The sequence below is a fragment of the Nostoc sp. genome (genome assembly GCF_036919495.1).
In the GTDB taxonomy this organism is placed as follows: Bacteria; Cyanobacteriota; Cyanobacteriia; order Cyanobacteriales; family Nostocaceae; genus Nostoc.
The window spans coordinates 246,125-266,784 of the sequence record NZ_JBALBZ010000206.1 but is presented as its reverse complement, the minus strand read 5'-3'; the positions used below and the strand labels follow the sequence as shown (position 1 = coordinate 266,784).

Genomic DNA, 20,660 nt, shown 5'->3' with positions numbered 1-20,660 from the left:
GAGCCAATCATTTTTATAGTTTTAGTGCTTATAGGTTATGCCTTAGGTTCTGCAAAACTGATTAATCAAGGTAATGAAGCCCTAGTCGAACGCCTGGGGCAGTATCATAGGAAACTAAAACCTGGGCTGAACTTTATTGTTCCCTTGGTAGATCAAATTGTGATGGAAGATACCACGCGAGAGCAAATTTTAGACATCAAGCCTCAGGATGTGATCACCCAAGATAATATTTCTGTGGAAGTGGACGCTATTGTGTACTGGCGCATCAAAGATATTGAGAAAAGCTTTTACGCTATTGAGGATCTGCAAGGGGCATTGGCACAGGTGACTACAACCACGCTCCGAGAAATCATTGCCCAGAACACCTTAGAGCAGACCAATGTCTCCAGAGTGGAGATGCACTCAGCCCTGTTATTCGAGTTGAATAATATAACGGCAGATTGGGGAGTTGATATTCTCAGGTTAGATATTCAAAGAATTACCTTACCTGAGAGTGTACGAAAATCGAGGGAAGAGGAGCAAGCTGCTGTAATCAAAAAACGAGCGCTGATTACCGAAGCAGAAGGGGAAAAAGAAGCTGCCATTAAAAAAGCAGAAGGAACTATGGCCTCAGTGCAAATCATTTCTCAAGCTCTCCGTTCCAATCCAGATAGTAGAGACATTCTGCGGTATCTCGTGGCTCAAGATTACGTAGATGCCAGCCAAAAACTTGGTGAGAGCAATAATGCCAAAATTGTCTTTGTAGACCCTGCTAACTCAACTGAAATGTTTCAGGAGTTGATAGCCGAGTCGGCAATTACAGAAGGTAACGGCAAAAAACACGAAAATGGTAATACTTAAGAGTTACCCTGTACGGCTTGTCTCAGTAGCGCATCGGCTACTAGTGAAACATCACGCATTTCTTGAACATCGTGAACTCTGAGGATATCAGCGCCATTAAGAATAGCAGCACAACAAGCTGCTGCCGTTCCCCAAACTCGTGCTTTGGGATCTGGTTGGTTTAAAATGCGACCAATAAAACTTTTACGGGATGCTCCTACCAAGATAGGACAATTGAGTGGTAAGAGCGATCGCAAGCAGCGAAAAATCTCTAAATTTTGCTCATAGTTCTTAGCAAAACCAATACCAGGATCAATAATAATTTTATCCCGGTCAATGCCCGCAGCAGTTGCTACCCCAATTTGCCGACCTAAAAAACTATAAATTTCTCCGAGCAAATCTTGATAATCAGTGTGTTGCTGCATTGTCTGCGGTGTTCCCCGGATATGCATTAAAATAATCGGTACACCTAACTCTGCAACTGTTAGTAACATTTCTGAGTCAAAAGTGCCGCCAGAAATATCATTAATAATATCCGCTCCAGCTTCTACAGATGCCTTGGCTACAGCAGCACGGGTGGTATCAACAGAAATCGGGATTGAAATTTCTGGTCTTAGCACCTGTAACACCGATAACACCCGGTCAAGTTCCTGTGCCAGAGTTATTTGCTTTGCCCCTGGTCGAGTTGATTGACCCCCCACATCGATAATGTCAGCACCAGCAGCCACCAGTGCTTGCGCCTGTACTAAAGCGGCAGAGGTAGTGTTAAACTCACCCCCATCACTAAAGCTATCAGGCGTTACATTCAAAATCCCCATCAAATAAGTGCGCTGTCCCCACTCGAAACAGCGTCCTCGAATTATCAAGTTGCTTGACATAAATCTACATTAGGCATTCCCATGCAGAGCATGGGAACGAGAATAAAGCACATTACAGCGACTGAAAATTTACAATTCGAGCGAAACTCTCAGCTTCCAAACTTGCTCCTCCGACTAAAACACCATCAATTTCTGGTTGAGCCATGATCTCATCAATATTGTTCGGCTTAACTGAGCCACCATATTGAATTGATACATTTGGATTACTCAACTGGCTACGAATTAAGCCAATTATCCGATTCGCCTCCGTTACTTCACAAGTGTCACCAGTACCAATTGCCCAAATCGGTTCATATGCAATCACCAAATTATCCTGATCGATATCTACCAAGCCTTTGTCGAGTTGGAGAGAAATCAGTGATTCAGCTTCTCCCGCATCTCGTTGTTGTTTAGTTTCGCCAACACAGAGAATAGGGGTCAAACCAAACCTTTGAGCAGTTCGGAGACGTAGATTAACGGTTGCGTCCGTTTCACAAAAGTATTGTCGTCGTTCACTATGACCGACAATCACAAAGCGCACACCAAGTTCTGTCAGCATTGGGGCAGAAATCTCACCCGTGTAGGCTCCATATTCTTCCCAGTGAACATTTTGTGCCCCCAGTTGGATGAGACTACCGTGCAAACTCTTAGACAAAACACTTAAATCAGTGAACGGAGGGCACAATATCACTTCTCGCCCTTGGGGGGCTTCCTCTAAGTGGGGCAGAAATCCTTGTAAAAACTCCTGGGTCTCTGCCTGGGTTTTGTACATTTTCCAGTTGCCGGCAATAACAATTTTCCGCACAGTTAATTTAGTCCAGATCCTAACGAGTTATTTAGATGCATTTTTCAGTTTATGACTTTTTGCTAGTCATTAGTCATTGGGCATACTTATTCCCCTTGTCTGCTTTGTCTGCCTCATCTCACCAAACCGCTTCTAAAAATAACTAGGATAGTAAAGGGGGTGTATCTAAAATCTAAAATCTAAAATCTAAAATCTAAAATCTAGAATCTAAAATTAATATGACTTCGACACTACCCATGCCTGAACCTCATCAAAGCGATTCCGCTAACACTGACGCAAATTCTCTCAGTTGGGAAGAAGAACTGGATAGTGCCATTTTCAGTTTTGAAGACATTCAGACGGAACTGAACTATAAACAAGCACAAACGGCGCTACGAAACTTGGTAGCTAATCTCGATCTCACCCCCCAAGAAAAAATCGGGTTAGAGACGGAAATTGCTGATTTGGAAACTATGCTAGGGAAGTTAGACCGCATGGTAGTGCAGATTGCGGTTTTTGGCATGGTGGGACGTGGTAAATCTTCTCTACTCAATGCTTTGGTTGGGCAAACAGTATTTGAAACTGGGCCGCTGCATGGTGTGACTCGTGCTGCACAAAGAGTCAATTGGAGTATTAATGAGGAAGCGATTGGGGAAACTGAACATGCTTTGCGAGTTACTCTCCCTGGTGTAGGTCAATCCCAGGTGGAATTAATTGACACTCCTGGGTTAGACGAAGTAGATGGTGCAACTCGTGCCGCGTTAGCTGAACAGATTGCAAAACTTGCGGATTTGATTCTGTTTGTGATATCTGGCGACATGACAAAGCTAGAATACGCCGCCCTTTCTCAGTTGCGGGAAGCAGGTAAACCGATCATTTTGGTATTTAACAAAGTAGACCAGTATCCAGAAGCAGACCGGATGGCAATTTATCACAAAATCCGGGATGAAAGAGTGCGGGAATTGCTCACACCTTTGGAAATTGTCATGGCTGCGGCATCGCCATTGGTAAAGACGGCGATTCGTCGCCCTGATGGTACTAGGGGCATACAGTTGCGTACAGGTAATGCCCAAGTTGAGGAACTCAAGCTGAAAATCTTGGAGATTCTGCACCGTGAGGGTAAAGCTTTGGTTGCCCTCAATACCATGCTTTATGCCGATATCGTAAATGAGCAGTTGATAGAACGAAAACTGATGATTCGGGAGGTGAATGCTAATGAGTTGATTTGGAAGGCTGTGATGACTAAAGCATTAGCGATCGCACTTAATCCCATAACTGTGGTAGATATTCTGAGTAGTGTGGTAATTGATATTGCTCTGATTTTGGGTTTATCTAAACTCTATGGCTTCTCTATGACGGAAGCCGGGGCTGTACAATTGCTACAAAGAATTGCCCTAAGTATGGGCGGAATTGGTGCTAGTGAACTGTTGGCAAATTTGGGCTTGAGTGGATTAAAAACTTTACTTGGTATCTCTGCAACAGCTACCGCAGGTGCTGCCCTTGGCCCTTATATATCGGTGGCAATTACGCAAGCGGGAGTAGCTGGTGTTTCTTCTTACGGGATTGGACAAGTTACCAAAGTTTATTTAGCCAACGGTGCGACTTGGGGGCCTGATGGGCCAAAACCAGTAATTAATCGTATTTTGGCAAACCTGGATGAGACTTCAATTCTCAACCGCATTAAAGATGAATTACTCCACAAGGTAAAATTTAGAAATAATGCATAAATGTGGAGTTAATAAAAATGAATTAGCCAGCATTTGACTATGGGCGAGATACCCACCCTAATTATGCAGAATTTTGACCTCAGAACTCAGAATTTGAGCTTCAAAACTCTAAATATCAAGTTCTAAACTCAAACTCCGGTCTTCTAACTTTTAACCTTTTAAGCATAATTGCCGATAGATTTTCTCTATTATTAATGATTACGCTGCACTGTCTGAGATGTCATATTATCTGAAAAATAAGTTGCTAAAGATTGAGAGTTTTTTCCAGCCAAGATAGGCTCTCCCTTTACTCCTCCACGGGTAAGAGTACAAATCTTATAAAGGTTTTCGCACTCAAAGATTGCCATAACTAGCTCTTTCCCCGTTTGATAAGAGGATGGTAAAGGTTTACCTACCTCGCATTCCATATCAATTTCGTTATCACGCCACTGTAACTTCCAAATACGCTTTTCGGTTATTGGTACTTTGACAGACCGAGCAAAAGCACTATACACCTGCTCTGCTTTAATATCATCCTTAGCTGCTGGCACAAAAAACTTCATAGGCTTTGGTTAGAAGTAACGTAAATTTCACTAGCACCAGCGTAACGCAGTTACCAAGGCAATCTGCTCCCATCCCATGAGAAAAACTGTCCACTATCGCCTTCTTGAAGCTGTTCTATGACACTCAGTAATTGGGTAACAGTGCGTTCCACTGAGAATAATTTTTCCGCAGGTATATTTCCCTGGAAGGGACGGGAAAGGTGCGTATCAGTTGTACCAGGATGCAATGTCACTATTAATGCTTTAGGACAACTTCTTTTATACTCAATTGCCGCAGTTCGCATCAACATATTGAGTGCTGCTTTAGAAGCGCGATAGCCATACCATCCACCAAGTTGGTTATCGCCAATACTGCCTAATTTAGCAGAAATAGTGGTAAAGACGCTGCGTTCTCCATGACGGAACAAAGGCAATAGATGTTTAGCCAGTAAGACAGCACCAATACTATTTATTTGAAAGTAGCGCAGCAAATTTTCTGAATTTATCTGTCTTAAGCTTTTTTCAGGTTGCAAAGTTTCTTCATGCAACAGTCCTACACAGTTGACTACCAAATGCAGTTTGTCAACTTGGGTACGTATTTTTTGAACAGCTTCAACAATCTGCAATTCGTCAGTAATATCCATCTTTAAACAAATTAATCGTTCAAAATGTTCGCCTGTAAGAGCTATTAAATCTGAGGCTGATTCCGGTTGACGAGAAGTTGCATAAATTTTGGCTATTCTGTCATCTTGTAGTAATTTTTTTACAAAACCCAAACCAATACCTTGGCTGGCTCCCACAATCAATGCGTTAACAGGATTAATTTCATTGATAAAAGACATATCAATTCATAGCTTTACAATTTTTATCTGCGCAATTAAGGAAACTTCCAAGATTCAGATTAATGGAGCAAAGCTAAGATCAACCATCCAGTTCCCCAAATATCCATTCTAGTAAGGCTCACCGTCAGACCAACAAGTTAAAATTAGATATGCTGGTGAAACGTGGAATTTTAATAAAATGGCGCTAAAAATCTCATACTTATAACAGCCAACAATATTAAACAGCAAATTTTAGCGCATCTTGAGGCATTGCCAGGAGAACAGGTAAAAAGTCTGCTCAAAACATGGTTGACTGTAACTGATGGAGACTTAGAAGATTTTGAGCAGTTACTCAGTCATGAATCTACTCAAAGTATAGAAGAAATCTTTGATTACGGTGAAATAGATACAACATTAAATTTTCAGCCACTGACCCAAGCCCAAATGGTTGAGCAAAGCCGTAAAGCTCTGGAAGCATACCGTAGGACAGGCGCAGGAGTAGCACATGAGCGTGTGCGTGAATGGGCAGACTCTTGATAGACCGATATTCCAGATAGCTTGAAAAAGCGATCGCATTAACTCATTAGCCCACACAGGTGGGCTATGTTCGTATAACCCCAGAATTCTATTTTAAGGGTATTTATATTTGTTAATCCTGTGGCAATTTAGCAAACGCCTCCTCAACTAACTCCTTGGACTTAGCATCCAAACGCAGCCAATCGACTTCACCGAGTTCATCGATTAAGCTAGTATCAATATCAGCGCTTTCCTTCCCTGGGTTGTATTCAAGAAAACACACTTGATAACACAGTTCCCATAAATCGATACTTGCTTCTTGCTGTTGACGCTGTAAACGTAGATGATATCCTGGATGGGGCATCGGCAGACGAGCCAGAGTCTCTTTGATTTCATCTGCTTCTTGGGGTGTTGCAGTTTCCATTGCTTGCAATAGCTCAGTCACCAATGCTTTGATTTCATCAGTGGTGCTAGGCGGCCAAATCAAGACATCGTGGTAAGTTCCCGTCCAGGAAGATTCATCAAGCTGCTTGCGGATATTGTCGATAACGCGAATGAAAGCAGGTTGCATGAGGATTTCAGCCTGCTGCCATGCAACTGAGTTTGTTATTTTAGGTGGCATTGGTAGTAAACAGGGGCACTAAAAGAAAAATAAACAGTCTGCGTTTATTAAAAAGCTGCGTTTTTAATCTAAATCTTTTCTCAAGATAGCGGATTTCATTGAAGAAAATTTGGAGATATTTATTACCAGCTGGAAAATTAGGTAATAACTCTGGGGAGTGAACATGATAGGCAAGCTACTAGACCATCGTTACCAAGTAATTCGAGTCCTCGCAATGGGAGGATTTGGTCAAACCTATATTGCCCAAGATACTAGGCGGCCTGGCAATCCCCTCTGCGTTGTCAAGCACCTCAAACCCGGAACTGACCCCAGAGTTTTTGATACTGCTAAACGTCTGTTCAACAGCGAAGCCGAAACTTTAGAAAAACTGGGCAATCATGACCAAATACCCAGGCTGCTGGCGTACTTTGACGAAAACCAAGAATTTTATTTAGTACAAGAATATATTGAAGGGCATACCCTAGCCGAGGAACTTATACCTGGTAAGCGCTGGAGTGAAAGCGAAGTAATTCAACTATTACAAGAAGTTCTGGAAATTCTCGAATTCGTCCACTGCCAAGGCGTGATTCACCGCGATATCAAACCAGATAATATCATCCGTCGCGCCTCAGATAATAAGTTAGTTTTAGTAGACTTTGGGGCAGTGAAACAACTGCGTACACAACTGGTAACAGCAGGTGGACAACCCTCTGCTACAGTAGTTATTGGAACTCCTGGCTATATGCCCACTGAACAAGGGCAAGGTAAACCCCGCCCCAACAGTGATATATATTCCCTCGGCATTATCGCCATTCAAGCACTAACAGGATTATCGCCAACAGAATTGCAAGAAGACCCAGAAACGGGGGAAATCATATGGCGTCATTCAGTAACCGTGAACCTTCGACTAGCGGCAGTTTTGACTAAGATGGTGCGTTATCACTTCAAAGACCGCTACCTAAACGCCACCCAAGCACTGCAAGCATGTAAAGAGGCGATTAATCCTGTCTCTGCACTTTCCACACCTCAAGAATCCGCCAAAAATTCTAGTTACCAAACTGCCAAATCCCAACCTCAAGTATCTCGGTTGCAAACTGTTGCAGTTGCACCAGCAAATCCTGTCCCCGCTAAACCTGCGCGTAAAGACTCTGAGAAATCTGACCCATGGCCGATATTAATTGGCATATTATTGGCAGGTGGTACAGCTGCTTTGGTAGCAAATATATCTCCAGTGAAAAATTTAGGTTTTAATATTACAGGTAACGATACTGCTTTAGCAAACAAATGCTCGGCTATTGTCACCAGAAATTCTAATATTCGTTCTGAACCTAGTTCGATAAATTCTGATAATGTTGTGCAAACAGTTGCCGATAAGACCAGTTTTGAGGTGACTGGCAAACGGACAAAACGAGGTTGGATAGAAGTTAAACTTAACTCTCGTGATTCGGCTTGGGTACGCTCGAATGTGATAACAAATAATCAAGAATGGGCTTCTTGCCTGCGCGAAAAAGGTATTGCAACTACGATTGTAGATGATAATAGCTTGATTGCGACTCAACCGACTCCCAAGGCAAAGCCAAAATTTAAGGATGTAGTAACTCCATTACCAGAAAAGTTGAAGGGGTCAACTGACGATGCTGCCAAAATAGAGCGATCGCACTCTAATGATAACAGTACTAATATTATAGAACAAGCAAGACAGAAGTATGAATCAGGAGATATAGTTAGAGCGATCGCACTTTTAAAATCGGTTCCGGCAAATGCTGCTTCTGGTATCCAAGAGACGGGCAAAATGATTGCCCAGTGGCAAGATGATTGGGCTAAGGCAGAGGCGTTATCTAATGAAATTAACAAAGCAATAGATGATGGTAAATGGGATAAAGTTTTAGATTATAGAAACCATCCAGAAAAGTTGCCTAATACTAAATATTGGCGAAACAGAATAGAACCATTATTTAAACAAGCAGCACAGAATCTAGCAAAACAGGCACTAACTAAACTAGGAAATCAAGGTAATCAAAAGAGTACCCAACAAAAACTTCCCGATACTAACCAACCTGCTAATCCAGAGAATCCCAATACTAAGGCAAACCCACAGTAATCAATCATCATGACCCAAGCCTTACCAAAAATAGTTACCTGTGACGAATTTATCACCTGGTATCCTGAAAACTCTGCGGTACGCTATGAATTGCACAATGGGGAAATTGTCGAAATGTCACAGCCTACGGGGAAACATGAAAGGATAAAAGGATTTTCGGCGGCTGAATTGACTTTAGAGTTTAGACGATTAAATCTCCCCTATTTTATTCCCAATCAAGCAATTGTAAAAACACCAGAAAGAGAATCAGGTTATTTCCCTGATGTATTAATACTAAATGACGCTGCTTTGGTTGATGAACCTTTTTGGGAAAAGTCTTCTACTCTTACTAAGGGTGCATCGATTCCTTTAGTGATTGAGGTTGTCAGTACCAATTGGCGCGATGATTATTATCTGAAACTTGCCGATTATGAAGAAATGGGTATCCCTGAATATTGGATTGTTGACTATGCAGCATTGGGGGCTAGGAAGTTTATTGGTAATCCCAAACAACCCACTGTTTCAGTTTATCAACTAATTGATGGAGAATACCAAGTCAGTCAGTTTCGGGGTAGCAATCGCATTATATCTCCTAGTTTCCCTGACTTAATTTTGACGGCAGAACAAATTTTCAAAGCTGGTCAATAAATATTGAATTCACTATTTAAAGGATAATCAGCTATGCATTATCGATGAGAGGCTAAGATTAAGCGCCTTTTGTCAATCAGTTAGATTACTCAAAATAGTCTGATTGAAAATGATAATCGTACATGCATCAGAGTGGAATGAGGCAAGCGACTCTCGCCTCCTTCCACCCTCTATTTAATTATCTGTGGTTTTATTTTCCCGATTAGTGCATTTCGTCGTATTCTGGGGCTTCAACTCGTCTTGCTTCCATCCGCGAAGCAGGCAAAAACTCAGCACGACGCACTGGAACCAAGGGTGGTGTATTTCCTTGGTAAGGGTGAATCACTTGTACAGTCCGGGCTGGACGCTGCCGTGGTGAGAATAAAGCCAATACACCAGCGACGACAACACCACCACCAATAGTGAGAGTTGCGCCTCCTACAGCCCAAAGCACGGGTGAAGACCACCAAGAACTTTGAGGCTGGAGTGTTGTTACTTTTTGTTGGTTATTCTGCTGGGCTAATTGCCACTGCTGCTGAGTATTGAAATTTTGAACTTGGCCCTGGAGTTGTTGATTTTGCACCTTCAGCTGTTCATTGTCGTTTTTTAAACGCTCCAACTGCATCTGCGTGTTCAACTTCTCCATCTCCAGACGCTGGTCAGCATTAGGAGCAGTGGGTGGCTGAGTGGGATACATTGGTTGCCCATAAGGCCCATAAGGATACATTTGTGGCTGAATTCCCGGCGCTACTACAGTTCCTGGCATTTGCGGAGCAACAGCAAAGTTAGACTGTAGGGGGGTATTTGTTCCTTTGAGCAATACGAGAGCCGCCAGCCCAGCTACAGCAACCCCACCGATAAACGCCATACTCTCACTCATCGCCTTTGCTCCTCAATTGCGACCTAATTATAACTATTTGTAACTGACTCACTCTCACACTCATAAATTATGCCTACTTGACTTCACATAATACTCAAACTATAAGCGACCGGATCAGCTAGTTTTTTTACATCATGATATCTGATGTTAATATTCAAAACCATAACGGTCAAATTGTCTACCAAACAAGCATAGAAAAACTGCGCTGTTATACTTTTTTAATCTACTTTATTGGTCTAATCAAGAGGAGTATTTGTACTGGTGCTGGTGGTCTTAATGGCAGCCTTGAGACTTTGGCAAAATTGGGCGATCGCCGAAAGTCCTTGCTCTGGAGTACCTTCTGCTAACCGTTTCACAAAAGCACTACCAACAATTGCTGCATCTGCGCCCCATTCCTTTACCTGACGGGCTTGCGTTGGTTCGGAGATACCAAAGCCTACACCGATGGGTTTATCCGTAACACTACGAATTTGTTTAAGTAAATCAGACACGCGGTTTTCCAGTTGCGATCGCACCCCTGTAACTCCTGTGACGCTGACTAAATAAATAAATCCTTGGGAAGAATGAGCGATGGCTTCTATCCGTTGGGCAGAACTGGTGGGCGCTATCAACAAGATTACGTCAATTCCCTTCTCACGAGCTACTTGGAGCAAACCTGCTGCTTCTTCCAAAGGCAAATCTGGTACTACTAATCCTGCAACGCCAGCCGCAGCAAGTGAAGAGAGGAATTTTTCAATTCCCTGGTGCAGAATTGGGTTGTAGTAGATAAATAGGATAATAGGCGATCGCAATTTGGGAGTAATCCCTTGCAACATTTCTAGCACCTGCTCTAATTTCGTCCCCCTTTGTAAAGCGCGAGTCGCAGCAGCTTGAATTACTGGCCCATCAGCCAGAGGATCGGAATAGGGTATACCCAGTTCTATAATGTCGGCTCCACTACGATCTAGAATCTGCAAGGCTTTTGCTGTTGTTTCTAAATCTGGATCGCCAGCAGTAATAAACGGAATTAGAGCGCACTCACCATTTTTCCCAAGGGTTTCAAAGCAATCAGAAATCGCAGTCATTAGTCACTAGTACAGCACGGTGTAAATAAACATACCATTTCAAATGGTGCAAAAGCTTGGAATACAATTCTTTTGAATTTTGACTTGTGACTTCCACCTTGCGATATTGGTCGTTGGTCATTTGTAACTCAACAAACGACAAACGACCAATGATAACTTTACACCTGAGATTGCTCTTCTTGTTCTATTTGGGCTTGAATTCGTGCTAGTTCTTCGGGAGTAAGCTCATCTAACCGTTTTTGCAGAAAGTCTTGCTCATACTGTTCCCGTTGTTGGTGGTAGGTCATTTTTTGTCCCACCGCACGGAAAAAATAGGTGGCTAACCAGCCAACTAACCCACTGACTAGTAAAACTTGGCTCCATATCCCAGCTTGCTGATTATCCAAACCGACTAGCTGCAATCCCATATAAGCCAAGCCGCCAGCAATAAAAACGCCCAAGCCAATTCCAATAGCGTCAATCCGTCGCATGAGAGTTATGACCTACCAATTTAGTTAAACTTCAATTTGTCGCCGTTGGGGTCGAAAATTTAGAAACGGCGATAGAACCAATAAACCCGGAAAGAAGAAGAACACCAAAAAGTACATAAAGGTACGCTCGATGGAGGTAGCTACATACCAACGCTGCTTCAGGTACAGCAAAATAGCAATTGGGATTACCAGAAGGTAAGCTCCAGCCAAAATCAGATACAGCAGGGCGACAATCATAAACTTTCAAGTCTTAAGCTTCTGTTTTCCATCATAGGCTGAAGAGCGAAACTGAGGAAAGTATAGTTATGACGCTTTTAAAGAAGAGGCAGGGCGCAGGGGAGACAAGGGGTGAGAACTTGCTATAAGTTTTTTCCCTTGTCTCCAATTTTCTTTGTCCCTTTGTCTTCTTCCCCTTGGTTCCTGCTCCCTTGCCTCTTGGTTAACATAACTACCCCAGAATTTCTTGTCTATGTCCAGATTGATTGACAAAAGGTAGTATTATGCTATGGTATTAAATCTGCCATAAAAAACGTTTTAGTAAAACAAGATGGAAAACTCATCCAGATTGCTTACGAAAAAACAAGTAAAACTTGTGACTTTAGAAAGCGATCGCCCAATCTGGAAAAAATATTTTCAATCTAGTTGGACAAAAGACACAATTGATGGTGGAATAGATGAGGAGGTATTTGCTGCCTCTAAAGAATAACTAGTTATACTAGTTGCAAAACACCTGCGGGGGTGTGGCGGAATGGTAGACGCTACGGACTTAGATAACTGAGCCTTGAAGGAGAAATCCCTCAAGTGGAAGCTCTCAAACTCAGGGAAACCTAAATCTGGTGACAGACATGGCAATCCTGAGCCAAGCCCAGAAATTTTAGATTTGCGATTTTAGATTTACGATTAGTCTTTAATCCAAAATCCAAAATTAAGGGAAGGTGCAGAGACCCGACGGGAGCTACCCTAACGTTAAGCCGAGGGTAAAGGGAGAGTCCAATTCTTAAAACCTGATTTTGCTAAAGCCATCAGGTAGCAGTGAAAACTGCGGGAGAATGAAAATCCGTTGACCGTAAAAGGTCGTGTGGGTTCAAGTCCCTCCACCCCCATTTGACACGCGAAAAGACTTCTATACCTTGTATAGAGGTCTTTTCGCATAATGAATAAATGAACACAAATAGGGACACGGTAATGTCCATTAGTGTCAACTTAACCTAAAAATCATGCTCCGTAAGGAACTCAAGTTCCTTGCTAATAGGAAAATTCATCTGAGGATGAGTAAGTATATACTTAAGAATCTCTTTAGTCTACTGAAGTAGACTAAAGCTTGTAGTATGTAAGTTTAGTTGAAGCCAATAGTTAAGCTTAAGTTGACACGTATGGGTAATACCGTGTCCCTAGCCGTGTAGTTTATTCAAAAGAAAATCGCTATGGAAGTAAGCAATTCCACTGGAGTATTAGATAAAGTATTAAACATAAATTGTTTAATACTTTATCTATAGCCGGAGTTTATCAAATTTGTGTAAAAAGATTACTGAATCTCAGAAGAATAGATTGATACTATTGTTTACCAAGGTTAAGCTGGTAATAATATGAACAGGAAACTTTTTGATCCTGATAACTGGAATGACCGCTAATAGTTTATCAATTAGTCAAGAATATCCGCATTGTATTACGTCTAACTCTAGACAAGTAAATGTGCAAATTGCACAAGAAGAGGTTTATAGCTTCTTCATAAGAATTGTCAATACAATGTCGCCAGATGAAGTCTTGTGCGAATTCAAAGCTTTTTTTATAGACGGTCTTGATTTAGAATATTCTCATTCTATACCTGAAATATATAAGATTTTTTTAAATGATAAAGAACATGAGTTTCGCAATACACTTAAACGGTGTATATATATAATAATTAATACTTGGAAAACTACTAGAAAAGATAAATACATCCAAAAATTAGTTGATTTATTTGACATTAAAAATTTAAAAATAAAAGCCAGTTATTTACCAGGGTTAAATATCTGTAAAAGCTGGCTAGAGAATTTTATAAGCAGCAAAGACTATCAAGAAATAAAACTATTTGCCGCTAAACATGACGAATTACATAAAGGTCATTGGGCTAATCGCTACACTTCCTATTTGTTGGTTGCTCAATCTGTTAATGAAAATAATCCAAGAGAGCAGCAAGATGCTGCCAAAAAGCTTTATAGACAGATAAAAGACAAATATAAGTTTGAACTGGCAATGTATATTGCTCGTTCTCAATCTGCCGTCTCAAGCAGAACACGCTACAAAAATCCTAGTGTCTTGGGAGATAATGTTCTGCGTTTAATTAAAGCAATTGTTTTAAGAAAAGGTGCATTTAGCCATGAAAATATTGCCAATATATTTATCAAGCAAATTCAAGGGCAAACCCTTGAACAGTTTAAAGCAAGTATAGAAAAGTATCTATTTTTTTCTGTAGACAATCAAGAATTAGTCAAGACTTTGCGGCAGCGGTTCGCAGAAATTTTATCTTTATGGAAGAAAGATTATAATCAAGAACTTCTCACTAAAGAATTTTTTTTGAGAGCCTGTAATCGAGTGATTGATTGTTTTACAACAGAAAACGGCAAAGAACCTTCATTATTATTTGTATTACTACTTACTCAAGGTCACTCTTTAACATTGGTGATTATACTCTTAAAGACTATTTTGATTTCTAGAAATTCGCGTAGGCATTTAGAAATCAAAATTGCTCATTTGATTCGTTATTACGAAAAATATCCTGAAGATGAATGTCAGTGGGTAATTAATTTTATGGAAATTTTTAATATAACGTTTGCAATTTACGCAGAAAATGTAGAATACAACTTGATTAAGATGGAAGAAGACGAAAGCAGTAATCCGGAATTAAATCTGGATGCTTATCGGGTATTTTCACAAATGAAGGTGGATAGACAAAAATGAGTGTCGTCTGATTCATGATTTAGCAAGATGTTCGTCTAACCAAGCCAAAGCAGCACCCGCAGTTTCAGCTAGAATACTAATGAGGCGATATAGAGCGATCGCACTAAATACTAGCGCAGATGGAAAGTGGTGTCGTAAAAGTTCATACGCAGTTGCTTCAAACACACCTAACCCACCAGGCGCACCCGGAATCACAAGCCCTAACAACCAAGCGCAGCTAAAAGCTCCTAATAATAAAGGAATTTGATTCACATTCAACGAACCCAGAGCGAACATAGTTAATATAAACCCAGTGGCGCGTAGTCCCATAAAGCCTAATTCTCCTAATAAAGGCCGTAGAGGATAACTTTTAAGACTTAAGGGAACAGTTGCTTCAGTCGTGACAGCAGACTTTTTTGCTTTCAATCTGTACAAAAAGCGAATGACTGGGTTTAAAAACCAAGGATGAATCGCACAAAGAACTATAGCTAAACTCAGTAATTGTAGTATTTTTAGAACAAAAGTACTATTAGATGCTGCAAATTGGCTGCTGCATAAAACAATGATAATTAAAGCAGCTGTTAGCATGAGTAGAGGTTCTAGCAAAACGCTTAAGGTGGCTGCACCATTAGAAACATTGGCATTTTTGGCGGCGACAATTCGCCCGTAGTAATGCCAGATATTACCTGGTAAATACTTTGCAATGTTCGTTTTTAGATAAACCTGGATGAACTGGGGAGGCGATACAGGTTGATTTAACTCTTGCAGAATCCAAGTCCATATCCAGCCTGCCCAAGTATGTGCTAATAAAGTAACGCCTGTAGCGATCGCTATAATTGCCCATCCTACCCCATCAATGCGGATAGCAGTTACTCCAATCCAATTATCCTTCAAAGCTTTCGCTAAAAAAAACAGCGTTCCGCCCAAAATTATCCAACGTAAAAATTGCTTCATAAATTTAGTAATTTAACGGTTAGAGCAATAAGGGGCCAATGCCTCAACTATTACAATATATAAACGACCTATTCAAAGCTTTTGAAGTATCAAACAGGTTCATGTAGTTCTTTTTACGAAACTTATATTACTTTATTTTATATCTCTCTAGAGTTAGATAAAAATATTATTTTTGTAGTAATTAAAATGTAGCCTGCGCTAGAGGTCAAGCGTATTTTATTATTCATATCCTTAAAACAGGTTGTCGAATGAGCAAACCAAGACAAGCACAATAACTTGCTGACCACTCCAAAGATTCAGCAAATTATTAACTTATTAATATTTTTGGTAAGGAGGACTACGTGAACGCTGTGAGACTATTCTTGAAAAAAATAAGATTGCGCCAGATAGTAACTATCTTTTTAGCTGGACTATTGTTGATAGTTAGCACTGCTTGTAGTGGGGCAAATGCTCAAGGTGCAAATCCACAAAATCCTGCTGTACAGGCTGGTGGAGCAAACAATCCTTATAAAAATGGTGGAGACAACTATACTAACAACAGATTGTCTACCGATCCGAAAATAGCAAACCCAAAAGCTAATAAGGGACGCGACCAAGCTAGCTTACAACCAAGTTTGGAATTATTGATTGCTACAACAGATAGAGAATCCAAGATCCTTTATCCTGGTGCCGAGACACCAGCAGGTCGAATCGAGAAAGAAGCAGAACTACCAATTATCACAGATAAAGACTTCCAAAAACCTGAACCAGGTGGTTTGATTCAGGATGAACCAAAGGTAGGAGAGCGGATTCAAGATCGGCTTGAGACTGTAAAAGAGAATGTTGAAGAAGCTTCCGGCTTTTTGAAAGATAAGGGAGATGAAGCTGCTGCTAGACCTGAATTACAAAGAAATCCAGCAGTAGGCAGATAAAACTCTTATTTTTTCTGAATGCCTTGGATGTAAAATTAATTCCAAATGCCGTCTTGGTTGAAGTTTAAGTTAGTCACAAAAATGCAAGGAGTAGAAGTATGAAAAAAGCAATGAATTGGCTCAAAAGCATTCGTCCCTTGAAAGTTTTAACTGTTTTTTTAGCAGGAATATTCTTATTTATGGCACAAGCTTGTGGTGCTCCAGGAGTAGCAACACAACCACCACAGCCACAGCCACAGAATCAGGAATCAAGTTATACTCAACAACGATACGATCCCACAAAAGATTATCCTCTCTCTTCTCCTGAGGGTGGGATAAATAACTTTAGTGATGTAGATCCTAGAGGGAAAGGAGACGAAAAGGCAGCTAATGACAAATCTGATGCGCTGGCGAAAAATTCTCAAAAAAATATCGATCAGAAGGGAATTGACAGCCCAGAACAATATGGTCGAAATTACAAACAAGGTACACCCTTTGGTGAAAGAGTGAAGAACCTGGGTGAAGATGTCGGCAGTTCAGCTGAAGAAGTTCGCAAAGGTGTTGTAAAAGGAACTCAACGAGGAATTGAAAATCTTAAGGGAAATAGCCAGAATGCAGCCGAAGGCGTGACAAAGAATGTTCAGCGTGGAGCTGAGGATGCTGGTAAAAATGTTCAGCGCACAGCTGAAGATGCAGGCAATGCAGTGAAGAGAGCAGTTGATTAAAATTAGTTCTTCAATCTTCTGCAAAAATATGAAAGCGCCCACAGAGCTTTAGTCTGGGGTTATCTAAACAAAGCCTGCATAAGCAGGCTTTGTTTGATGTCTGCTTGATTGCTTATTAAACCGGAAGAACCCCACCCCGCCAAAGCTATGCTTTGTCTCCCCTCCCCGCAAGCGAGGAGGGGATTAAGGAGAGTCTACGCGGACATGATATTATTACGCAGTCTACGATCGCACCCTTGAACTAACAGGCTCGCTAATTAACGTGAGTTCAATGAACCTCTTCCTGCATCCTTCAACGTTATCGTCTTATACTGCCTCTACCTACCTTCACCTTGTCTGATCCTTCAACGATTTGGTAAAGTTTCTCTTCAAATTTTTGCATACATGCCGACCAATCAAAGTCAAGTATGGAGGGGCGAGCATTCCGAGTCATATCTGCTTTCAACTCGGGATTTTCTAAAATTGCAATCACCCTTTGGGCAAAGTCTGTGGGGTTGTTGGGTTGGGCAAGAAAGCCGTTATGACCAGGAGATACTTGTTCTGAGGTTGAGGGTGCAATAACTGCAACCAGAGGGGTTCCAGACGCTAGCGCTTCGTTATTTGTAGTGCAAAAGTTTTCTGTAATGGAAGGATTAACAAAGACATCCGCTCTGGCAAACCAACCTAAAAGTTCTGTACCGTGAGACTCGCCCCATACAGTAATACCCGATCCAAATTTTTCGGCACGCTGACGAATTTCTTTATCTAGTGGGCCACTACCAACAATCACCAGATGAACATCAGGAATTTTGGCAGCAATGAGCGGAAATATATCAAGCAGTTGGTTGACATTCTTTTCTGGGGTGATGCGTCCGACAAATAAGAGAGTTGGTCGGTTGTCGTTAGGAATTGGGTTATAACAAATGTTTCGCGGGTGAAATTTTTGGCAATCAATGCCTTGATAAGGGACATATTCAGCACGTTGGCATTTCAGTTCTTCATATTTAGTGAGTTGTTCTTTAGAAGAAAAGTAATTGAAGTCATAAGACTCACTAAATTGCTTAACTAAAATGGGAATGATGGGACGAACAAAGTTAAAGAATTTATCCCCAAAGTAATATTTGATATATGCAACGATATCTGTATGGAAGAGTGATATTGTTGGTGTGCCTGTTCTTCTTGCGTATTTAGTACCAATCGGGCGACCATAACCTTGCAAGAAAAATGAGTATAAACCTCTCATTTGCGCGGCTTCTTCAACTATGATAATATCGGGCTGAAATTTCTCCAGTAACTTGGTATCGCTCCAATGTCGATAGTTCAATGGTTGAGGAAGAGACTTGTAAAATAGCAGTGGTTGTGTGGGGAATGCGTAAGCAGAGAAGTTGGGGAAAGACTGAATTTCATTTAAGCCTGGCATGGGGCGATCGCCTACATTTTTGGGATAGCGATCGTTGATTTGTGGATGGATTAGAAAAACCTCATGTCCCTGCTCTAGTAACCAACGAACCCGTTGGTGGACTGCCACGGAAACTCCTGTTAAGAAAGGAGAGTACAATCCTGTAAACAGTGCAATCCGAAGTGGTTTCTTAGTCATAAAAAAAGGGATATTTTACGAAAATGCTGGTTCTGAATTTAGAACTTACGCAGGAAATCCTTGATGAACATCCTGATTATTTGGCTCATCAATTCCCACTAATACTGTTAAACTAAGGATTTACGCCTTTTCAGATAGCCGAAGTTATTGATTGTGAACGGGATGTTTTAAACCTGGATTATAAACTATCAAAATCTCCAAAATATTAAGCCAAAATCCCCCTTAATATATTTGTCCAAACCCTTGCCATTAATACAAATACACTTAGGTAATTAACAAGCAAAAACGTGTATTTTAACAAAGGTTATAACTAATCTAGTTCTACTAAATATAAGATTATATAATTTAAAGACTAGGGAATGTTTAGTGTAATAACTTTCATGCCCTAGTTCATATTTAGCAATTTAGTTTAAAGAGAAACCTTGCTATCAATAGGCTGATCCAACCATTGATAAGGGCGATATTCAACTAGCCGGACATTCCAAGGCCCTTGAACCCGATAGGAAACACCACGCCAAGTAACTGTTGAAACCCACAGAGATGAGAGCATCGCTAACCCATAAACCCACTGTGTCAAAGGAATCGCAATCAGCATTTTGATGATTGTAGGAGCTGATAATTTTGCGTAGACGCGCAACGGTGAGGGAGTTGCAGTCTTGGCGGTTCCCGTCGTTAGCGCAGCGTTAGCGAGTCTTCGAGCGTCTTGCAAACTCCCGAACCCGAAGGGCTTGCCGATAGACATCGCCTGGTCATTAGAGCGAACCACTCGCTGTATCTCTAATTCCAACACAAGCATTATCAAGAGTAACCCGACAGTATAGACACCATAGCAGCCTAGCAAGAGAGTCGCAGTTTCCCATTTTGCCTCTAACAACGACTCAAGAACTAAAATTATCAGTGCAGTAGGAAACAAAATGCTAGAAACAGCTTCGCTAACTAAAGCTAACCAACGTGGGTGATACAGTCGAGAAAAAAGGATGAGGCGCTTGAGATAGTCTATTAAGTTGAATAAATTAGTCTCTTCCCGATTTACAATCAGCAGCGAAGGCACAAACTTTACCTTCAACCCCTGTTTTTTGAGGATATCGTGCATCATAAAATCTTCGCCTAAAGCTTGTCCCCACTTATCTAGCAGTTCTGTTTGGCGAAGTACTTCTGTTTTTACAGCTAAAGTCCCACCCCAAGGAATCTGGAAGAGAAACATTTGCACGACTGTGGATACATTGCCAGCGTAGCGCACTAAAGATCCCCAATATTTACCTGTAGGTACGTACCAACGATTACCGGTTGTTGCTCCTACTTTCGCATCCCCCAAAGGACTGACTAATTCTCGCAGCCAATTCAGATGCACTATAGTATCAGCATCTACTAAAGCAACCACTTTGTAGGAATCATCCAACTCACCGACAGCTTGGATTAAAGAACTGCATTTGAGACTACAATTGTTGCGTACTATTCTTAAAGGGCTGATTTGAACGTTGGTCGCTTCTTGCTCTGTGATGGTTTCACTGGCAATTTTCCAAGCGGGGTCATCGTGACTATCAACAATCAATTTTAAATCATATTGTGGATAGTTTTGATTTAAGAGCGATCGCAAACATCTAGGCAAAAACGGATCGGCTCCGCGTAGACAAAGAATCACTGCGGTTTTGGGTAACTGATCATCTGGTAATAAGTTTTTTTTAGATGAGCGCAGATACCATATAAAGACAAGCGTTAAACACACCTGAATAACCAGCCAACCCGTCAAAGACTTAGACAGAAATATTGCCAAATCTTCCATTAAATTTTTAGTCTCCGACAGAATAAGGGATTGGGCATGGAGCATT

21 protein-coding genes are annotated in these 20,660 nt (G+C 41.1%); 9 read left to right on the top strand and 12 right to left on the bottom strand.

Annotation, left to right across the window (positions count from 1 at the left end):
* Positions 1-840: SPFH domain-containing protein (locus tag V7K25_RS29650; RefSeq protein WP_335163175.1), on the top strand; the 840-nt coding region annotated here is incomplete at its 5' end.
* On the opposite strand, the gene folP is transcribed toward V7K25_RS29650, so the two are convergent.
* Positions 837-1,697, bottom strand: coding sequence for a dihydropteroate synthase (folP, locus tag V7K25_RS29645; RefSeq protein WP_335163173.1), 861 nt, complete (start codon positions 1,695-1,697; stop codon positions 837-839). The two genes, V7K25_RS29650 and folP, sit on opposite strands and share 4 nt — an antisense overlap.
* 52 nt (positions 1,698-1,749) lie before the next feature.
* Complete coding sequence (tpiA, locus tag V7K25_RS29640; protein WP_335163171.1) at positions 1,750-2,481, bottom strand: triose-phosphate isomerase; 732 nt, start codon at positions 2,479-2,481, stop codon at positions 1,750-1,752.
* A 218-nt stretch (positions 2,482-2,699) separates the two neighbouring features.
* Between tpiA and V7K25_RS29635 the strand changes: the two genes are divergently transcribed.
* Positions 2,700-4,187: a GTP-binding protein gene (locus V7K25_RS29635; protein ID WP_335163169.1), complete on the top strand. Its 1,488-nt coding sequence runs from the start codon at positions 2,700-2,702 to the stop codon at positions 4,185-4,187.
* A 191-nt stretch (positions 4,188-4,378) separates the two neighbouring features.
* Here the strand turns inward: V7K25_RS29635 and V7K25_RS29630 are convergent, their stop codons facing one another.
* Together V7K25_RS29630 and V7K25_RS29625 are read right to left on the bottom strand one after the other, a co-directional pair.
* Positions 4,379-4,729, bottom strand: a complete 351-nt coding sequence (locus V7K25_RS29630) for a hypothetical protein (RefSeq protein WP_335163168.1) — start codon at positions 4,727-4,729, stop codon at positions 4,379-4,381.
* 50 nt (positions 4,730-4,779) lie between these two features.
* Positions 4,780-5,550: an SDR family NAD(P)-dependent oxidoreductase gene (locus tag V7K25_RS29625; protein WP_335163166.1), complete on the bottom strand. Its 771-nt coding sequence runs from the start codon at positions 5,548-5,550 to the stop codon at positions 4,780-4,782.
* A gap of 249 nt (positions 5,551-5,799) precedes the next feature.
* On the opposite strand from V7K25_RS29625, the gene V7K25_RS29620 reads away from it, so the two are divergent.
* On the top strand, positions 5,800-6,066 hold the full coding sequence (locus tag V7K25_RS29620; RefSeq protein WP_335163164.1) for a hypothetical protein: 267 nt from the start codon (positions 5,800-5,802) through the stop codon (positions 6,064-6,066).
* Between the two features lie 112 nt (positions 6,067-6,178).
* On the opposite strand, the gene V7K25_RS29615 is transcribed toward V7K25_RS29620, so the two are convergent.
* Positions 6,179-6,667, bottom strand: coding sequence for a hypothetical protein (locus V7K25_RS29615; protein ID WP_335163162.1), 489 nt, complete (start codon positions 6,665-6,667; stop codon positions 6,179-6,181).
* Between the two features lie 163 nt (positions 6,668-6,830).
* Here V7K25_RS29615 and V7K25_RS29610 point away from each other — a divergent pair, with 163 nt between their 5' ends.
* Both V7K25_RS29610 and V7K25_RS29605 read left to right on the top strand, forming a co-directional pair.
* The gene (locus V7K25_RS29610) at positions 6,831-8,747 is read left to right on the top strand and encodes a serine/threonine protein kinase (RefSeq protein WP_335163160.1); all 1,917 of its coding nucleotides are present in this window, start codon (positions 6,831-6,833) and stop codon (positions 8,745-8,747) included.
* Positions 8,748-8,756: 9 nt separating this feature from the next.
* Positions 8,757-9,374, top strand: coding sequence for a Uma2 family endonuclease (locus V7K25_RS29605; RefSeq protein WP_335163158.1), 618 nt, complete (start codon positions 8,757-8,759; stop codon positions 9,372-9,374).
* Between the two features lie 202 nt (positions 9,375-9,576).
* Here V7K25_RS29605 and V7K25_RS29600 read toward each other — a convergent pair whose 3' ends face one another.
* From V7K25_RS29600 to ndhL, 4 genes are all read right to left on the bottom strand, one after another.
* Positions 9,577-10,233, bottom strand: a complete 657-nt coding sequence (locus V7K25_RS29600; protein WP_335163156.1) for a heterocyst differentiation related protein — start codon at positions 10,231-10,233, stop codon at positions 9,577-9,579.
* A gap of 236 nt (positions 10,234-10,469) precedes the next feature.
* Positions 10,470-11,297, bottom strand: coding sequence for a tryptophan synthase subunit alpha (gene trpA, locus V7K25_RS29595; RefSeq protein WP_335163154.1), 828 nt, complete (start codon positions 11,295-11,297; stop codon positions 10,470-10,472).
* 158 nt (positions 11,298-11,455) lie between these two features.
* Entirely contained in the window at positions 11,456-11,767 is a 312-nt protein-coding gene (locus V7K25_RS29590) for a DUF3007 family protein (protein WP_335163152.1), read from the bottom strand.
* A gap of 24 nt (positions 11,768-11,791) precedes the next feature.
* On the bottom strand, positions 11,792-12,004 hold the full coding sequence (gene ndhL, locus V7K25_RS29585; RefSeq protein WP_100900242.1) for an NAD(P)H-quinone oxidoreductase subunit L: 213 nt from the start codon (positions 12,002-12,004) through the stop codon (positions 11,792-11,794).
* Between the two features lie 310 nt (positions 12,005-12,314).
* Between ndhL and V7K25_RS29580 the strand changes: the two genes are divergently transcribed.
* A complete protein-coding gene (locus tag V7K25_RS29580; protein ID WP_335163150.1) occupies positions 12,315-12,473 on the top strand; it encodes a hypothetical protein in 159 nt (52 codons plus the stop codon).
* 914 nt (positions 12,474-13,387) lie between these two features.
* Complete coding sequence (locus V7K25_RS29575) at positions 13,388-14,707, top strand: hypothetical protein (RefSeq protein ID WP_335163148.1); 1,320 nt, start codon at positions 13,388-13,390, stop codon at positions 14,705-14,707.
* 12 nt (positions 14,708-14,719) lie between these two features.
* On the opposite strand, the gene V7K25_RS29570 is transcribed toward V7K25_RS29575, so the two are convergent.
* Positions 14,720-15,640: a lysylphosphatidylglycerol synthase domain-containing protein gene (locus tag V7K25_RS29570; protein ID WP_335163144.1), complete on the bottom strand. Its 921-nt coding sequence runs from the start codon at positions 15,638-15,640 to the stop codon at positions 14,720-14,722.
* A gap of 341 nt (positions 15,641-15,981) precedes the next feature.
* Here V7K25_RS29570 and V7K25_RS29565 point away from each other — a divergent pair, with 341 nt between their 5' ends.
* On the top strand, positions 15,982-16,551 hold the full coding sequence (locus V7K25_RS29565; protein WP_335163142.1) for a DUF6658 family protein: 570 nt from the start codon (positions 15,982-15,984) through the stop codon (positions 16,549-16,551).
* A 98-nt stretch (positions 16,552-16,649) separates the two neighbouring features.
* Positions 16,650-17,255: a hypothetical protein gene (locus tag V7K25_RS29560; protein ID WP_335163140.1), complete on the top strand. Its 606-nt coding sequence runs from the start codon at positions 16,650-16,652 to the stop codon at positions 17,253-17,255.
* A gap of 298 nt (positions 17,256-17,553) precedes the next feature.
* Here the strand turns inward: V7K25_RS29560 and V7K25_RS29555 are convergent, their stop codons facing one another.
* Positions 17,554-18,831, bottom strand: coding sequence for a glycosyltransferase (locus V7K25_RS29555; RefSeq protein ID WP_335163138.1), 1,278 nt, complete (start codon positions 18,829-18,831; stop codon positions 17,554-17,556).
* A 409-nt stretch (positions 18,832-19,240) separates the two neighbouring features.
* Positions 19,241-20,614: a glycosyltransferase gene (locus tag V7K25_RS29550; RefSeq protein WP_335163136.1), complete on the bottom strand. Its 1,374-nt coding sequence runs from the start codon at positions 20,612-20,614 to the stop codon at positions 19,241-19,243.
* Positions 20,615-20,660 lie beyond the last annotated feature (46 nt).

Excerpts from the sequence above, each read along its gene's own strand:
- V7K25_RS29635 (WP_335163169.1), top strand. The coding sequence starts at position 2,700 with ATGACTTCGACACTACCCATGCCTGAACCTCATCAAAGCGATTCCGCT.
- V7K25_RS29575 (WP_335163148.1), top strand. The coding sequence starts at position 13,388 with ATGACCGCTAATAGTTTATCAATTAGTCAAGAATATCCGCATTGTATT.
- V7K25_RS29580 (WP_335163150.1), top strand. The coding sequence starts at position 12,315 with ATGGAAAACTCATCCAGATTGCTTACGAAAAAACAAGTAAAACTTGTG.
- V7K25_RS29570 (WP_335163144.1), bottom strand. The coding sequence starts at position 15,640 with ATGAAGCAATTTTTACGTTGGATAATTTTGGGCGGAACGCTGTTTTTT.
- trpA (WP_335163154.1), bottom strand. The coding sequence starts at position 11,297 with ATGACTGCGATTTCTGATTGCTTTGAAACCCTTGGGAAAAATGGTGAG.
- V7K25_RS29555 (WP_335163138.1), bottom strand. The coding sequence starts at position 18,831 with ATGACTAAGAAACCACTTCGGATTGCACTGTTTACAGGATTGTACTCT.
- V7K25_RS29550 (WP_335163136.1), bottom strand. The coding sequence starts at position 20,614 with ATGGAAGATTTGGCAATATTTCTGTCTAAGTCTTTGACGGGTTGGCTG.
- V7K25_RS29625 (WP_335163166.1), bottom strand. The coding sequence starts at position 5,550 with ATGTCTTTTATCAATGAAATTAATCCTGTTAACGCATTGATTGTGGGA.
- V7K25_RS29615 (WP_335163162.1), bottom strand. The coding sequence starts at position 6,667 with ATGCCACCTAAAATAACAAACTCAGTTGCATGGCAGCAGGCTGAAATC.
- ndhL (WP_100900242.1), bottom strand. The coding sequence starts at position 12,004 with ATGATTGTCGCCCTGCTGTATCTGATTTTGGCTGGAGCTTACCTTCTG.
- V7K25_RS29590 (WP_335163152.1), bottom strand. The coding sequence starts at position 11,767 with ATGCGACGGATTGACGCTATTGGAATTGGCTTGGGCGTTTTTATTGCT.
- V7K25_RS29600 (WP_335163156.1), bottom strand. The coding sequence starts at position 10,233 with ATGAGTGAGAGTATGGCGTTTATCGGTGGGGTTGCTGTAGCTGGGCTG.
- folP (WP_335163173.1), bottom strand. The coding sequence starts at position 1,697 with ATGTCAAGCAACTTGATAATTCGAGGACGCTGTTTCGAGTGGGGACAG.
- V7K25_RS29560 (WP_335163140.1), top strand. The coding sequence starts at position 16,650 with ATGAAAAAAGCAATGAATTGGCTCAAAAGCATTCGTCCCTTGAAAGTT.
- V7K25_RS29610 (WP_335163160.1), top strand. The coding sequence starts at position 6,831 with ATGATAGGCAAGCTACTAGACCATCGTTACCAAGTAATTCGAGTCCTC.
- V7K25_RS29605 (WP_335163158.1), top strand. The coding sequence starts at position 8,757 with ATGACCCAAGCCTTACCAAAAATAGTTACCTGTGACGAATTTATCACC.
- V7K25_RS29630 (WP_335163168.1), bottom strand. The coding sequence starts at position 4,729 with ATGAAGTTTTTTGTGCCAGCAGCTAAGGATGATATTAAAGCAGAGCAG.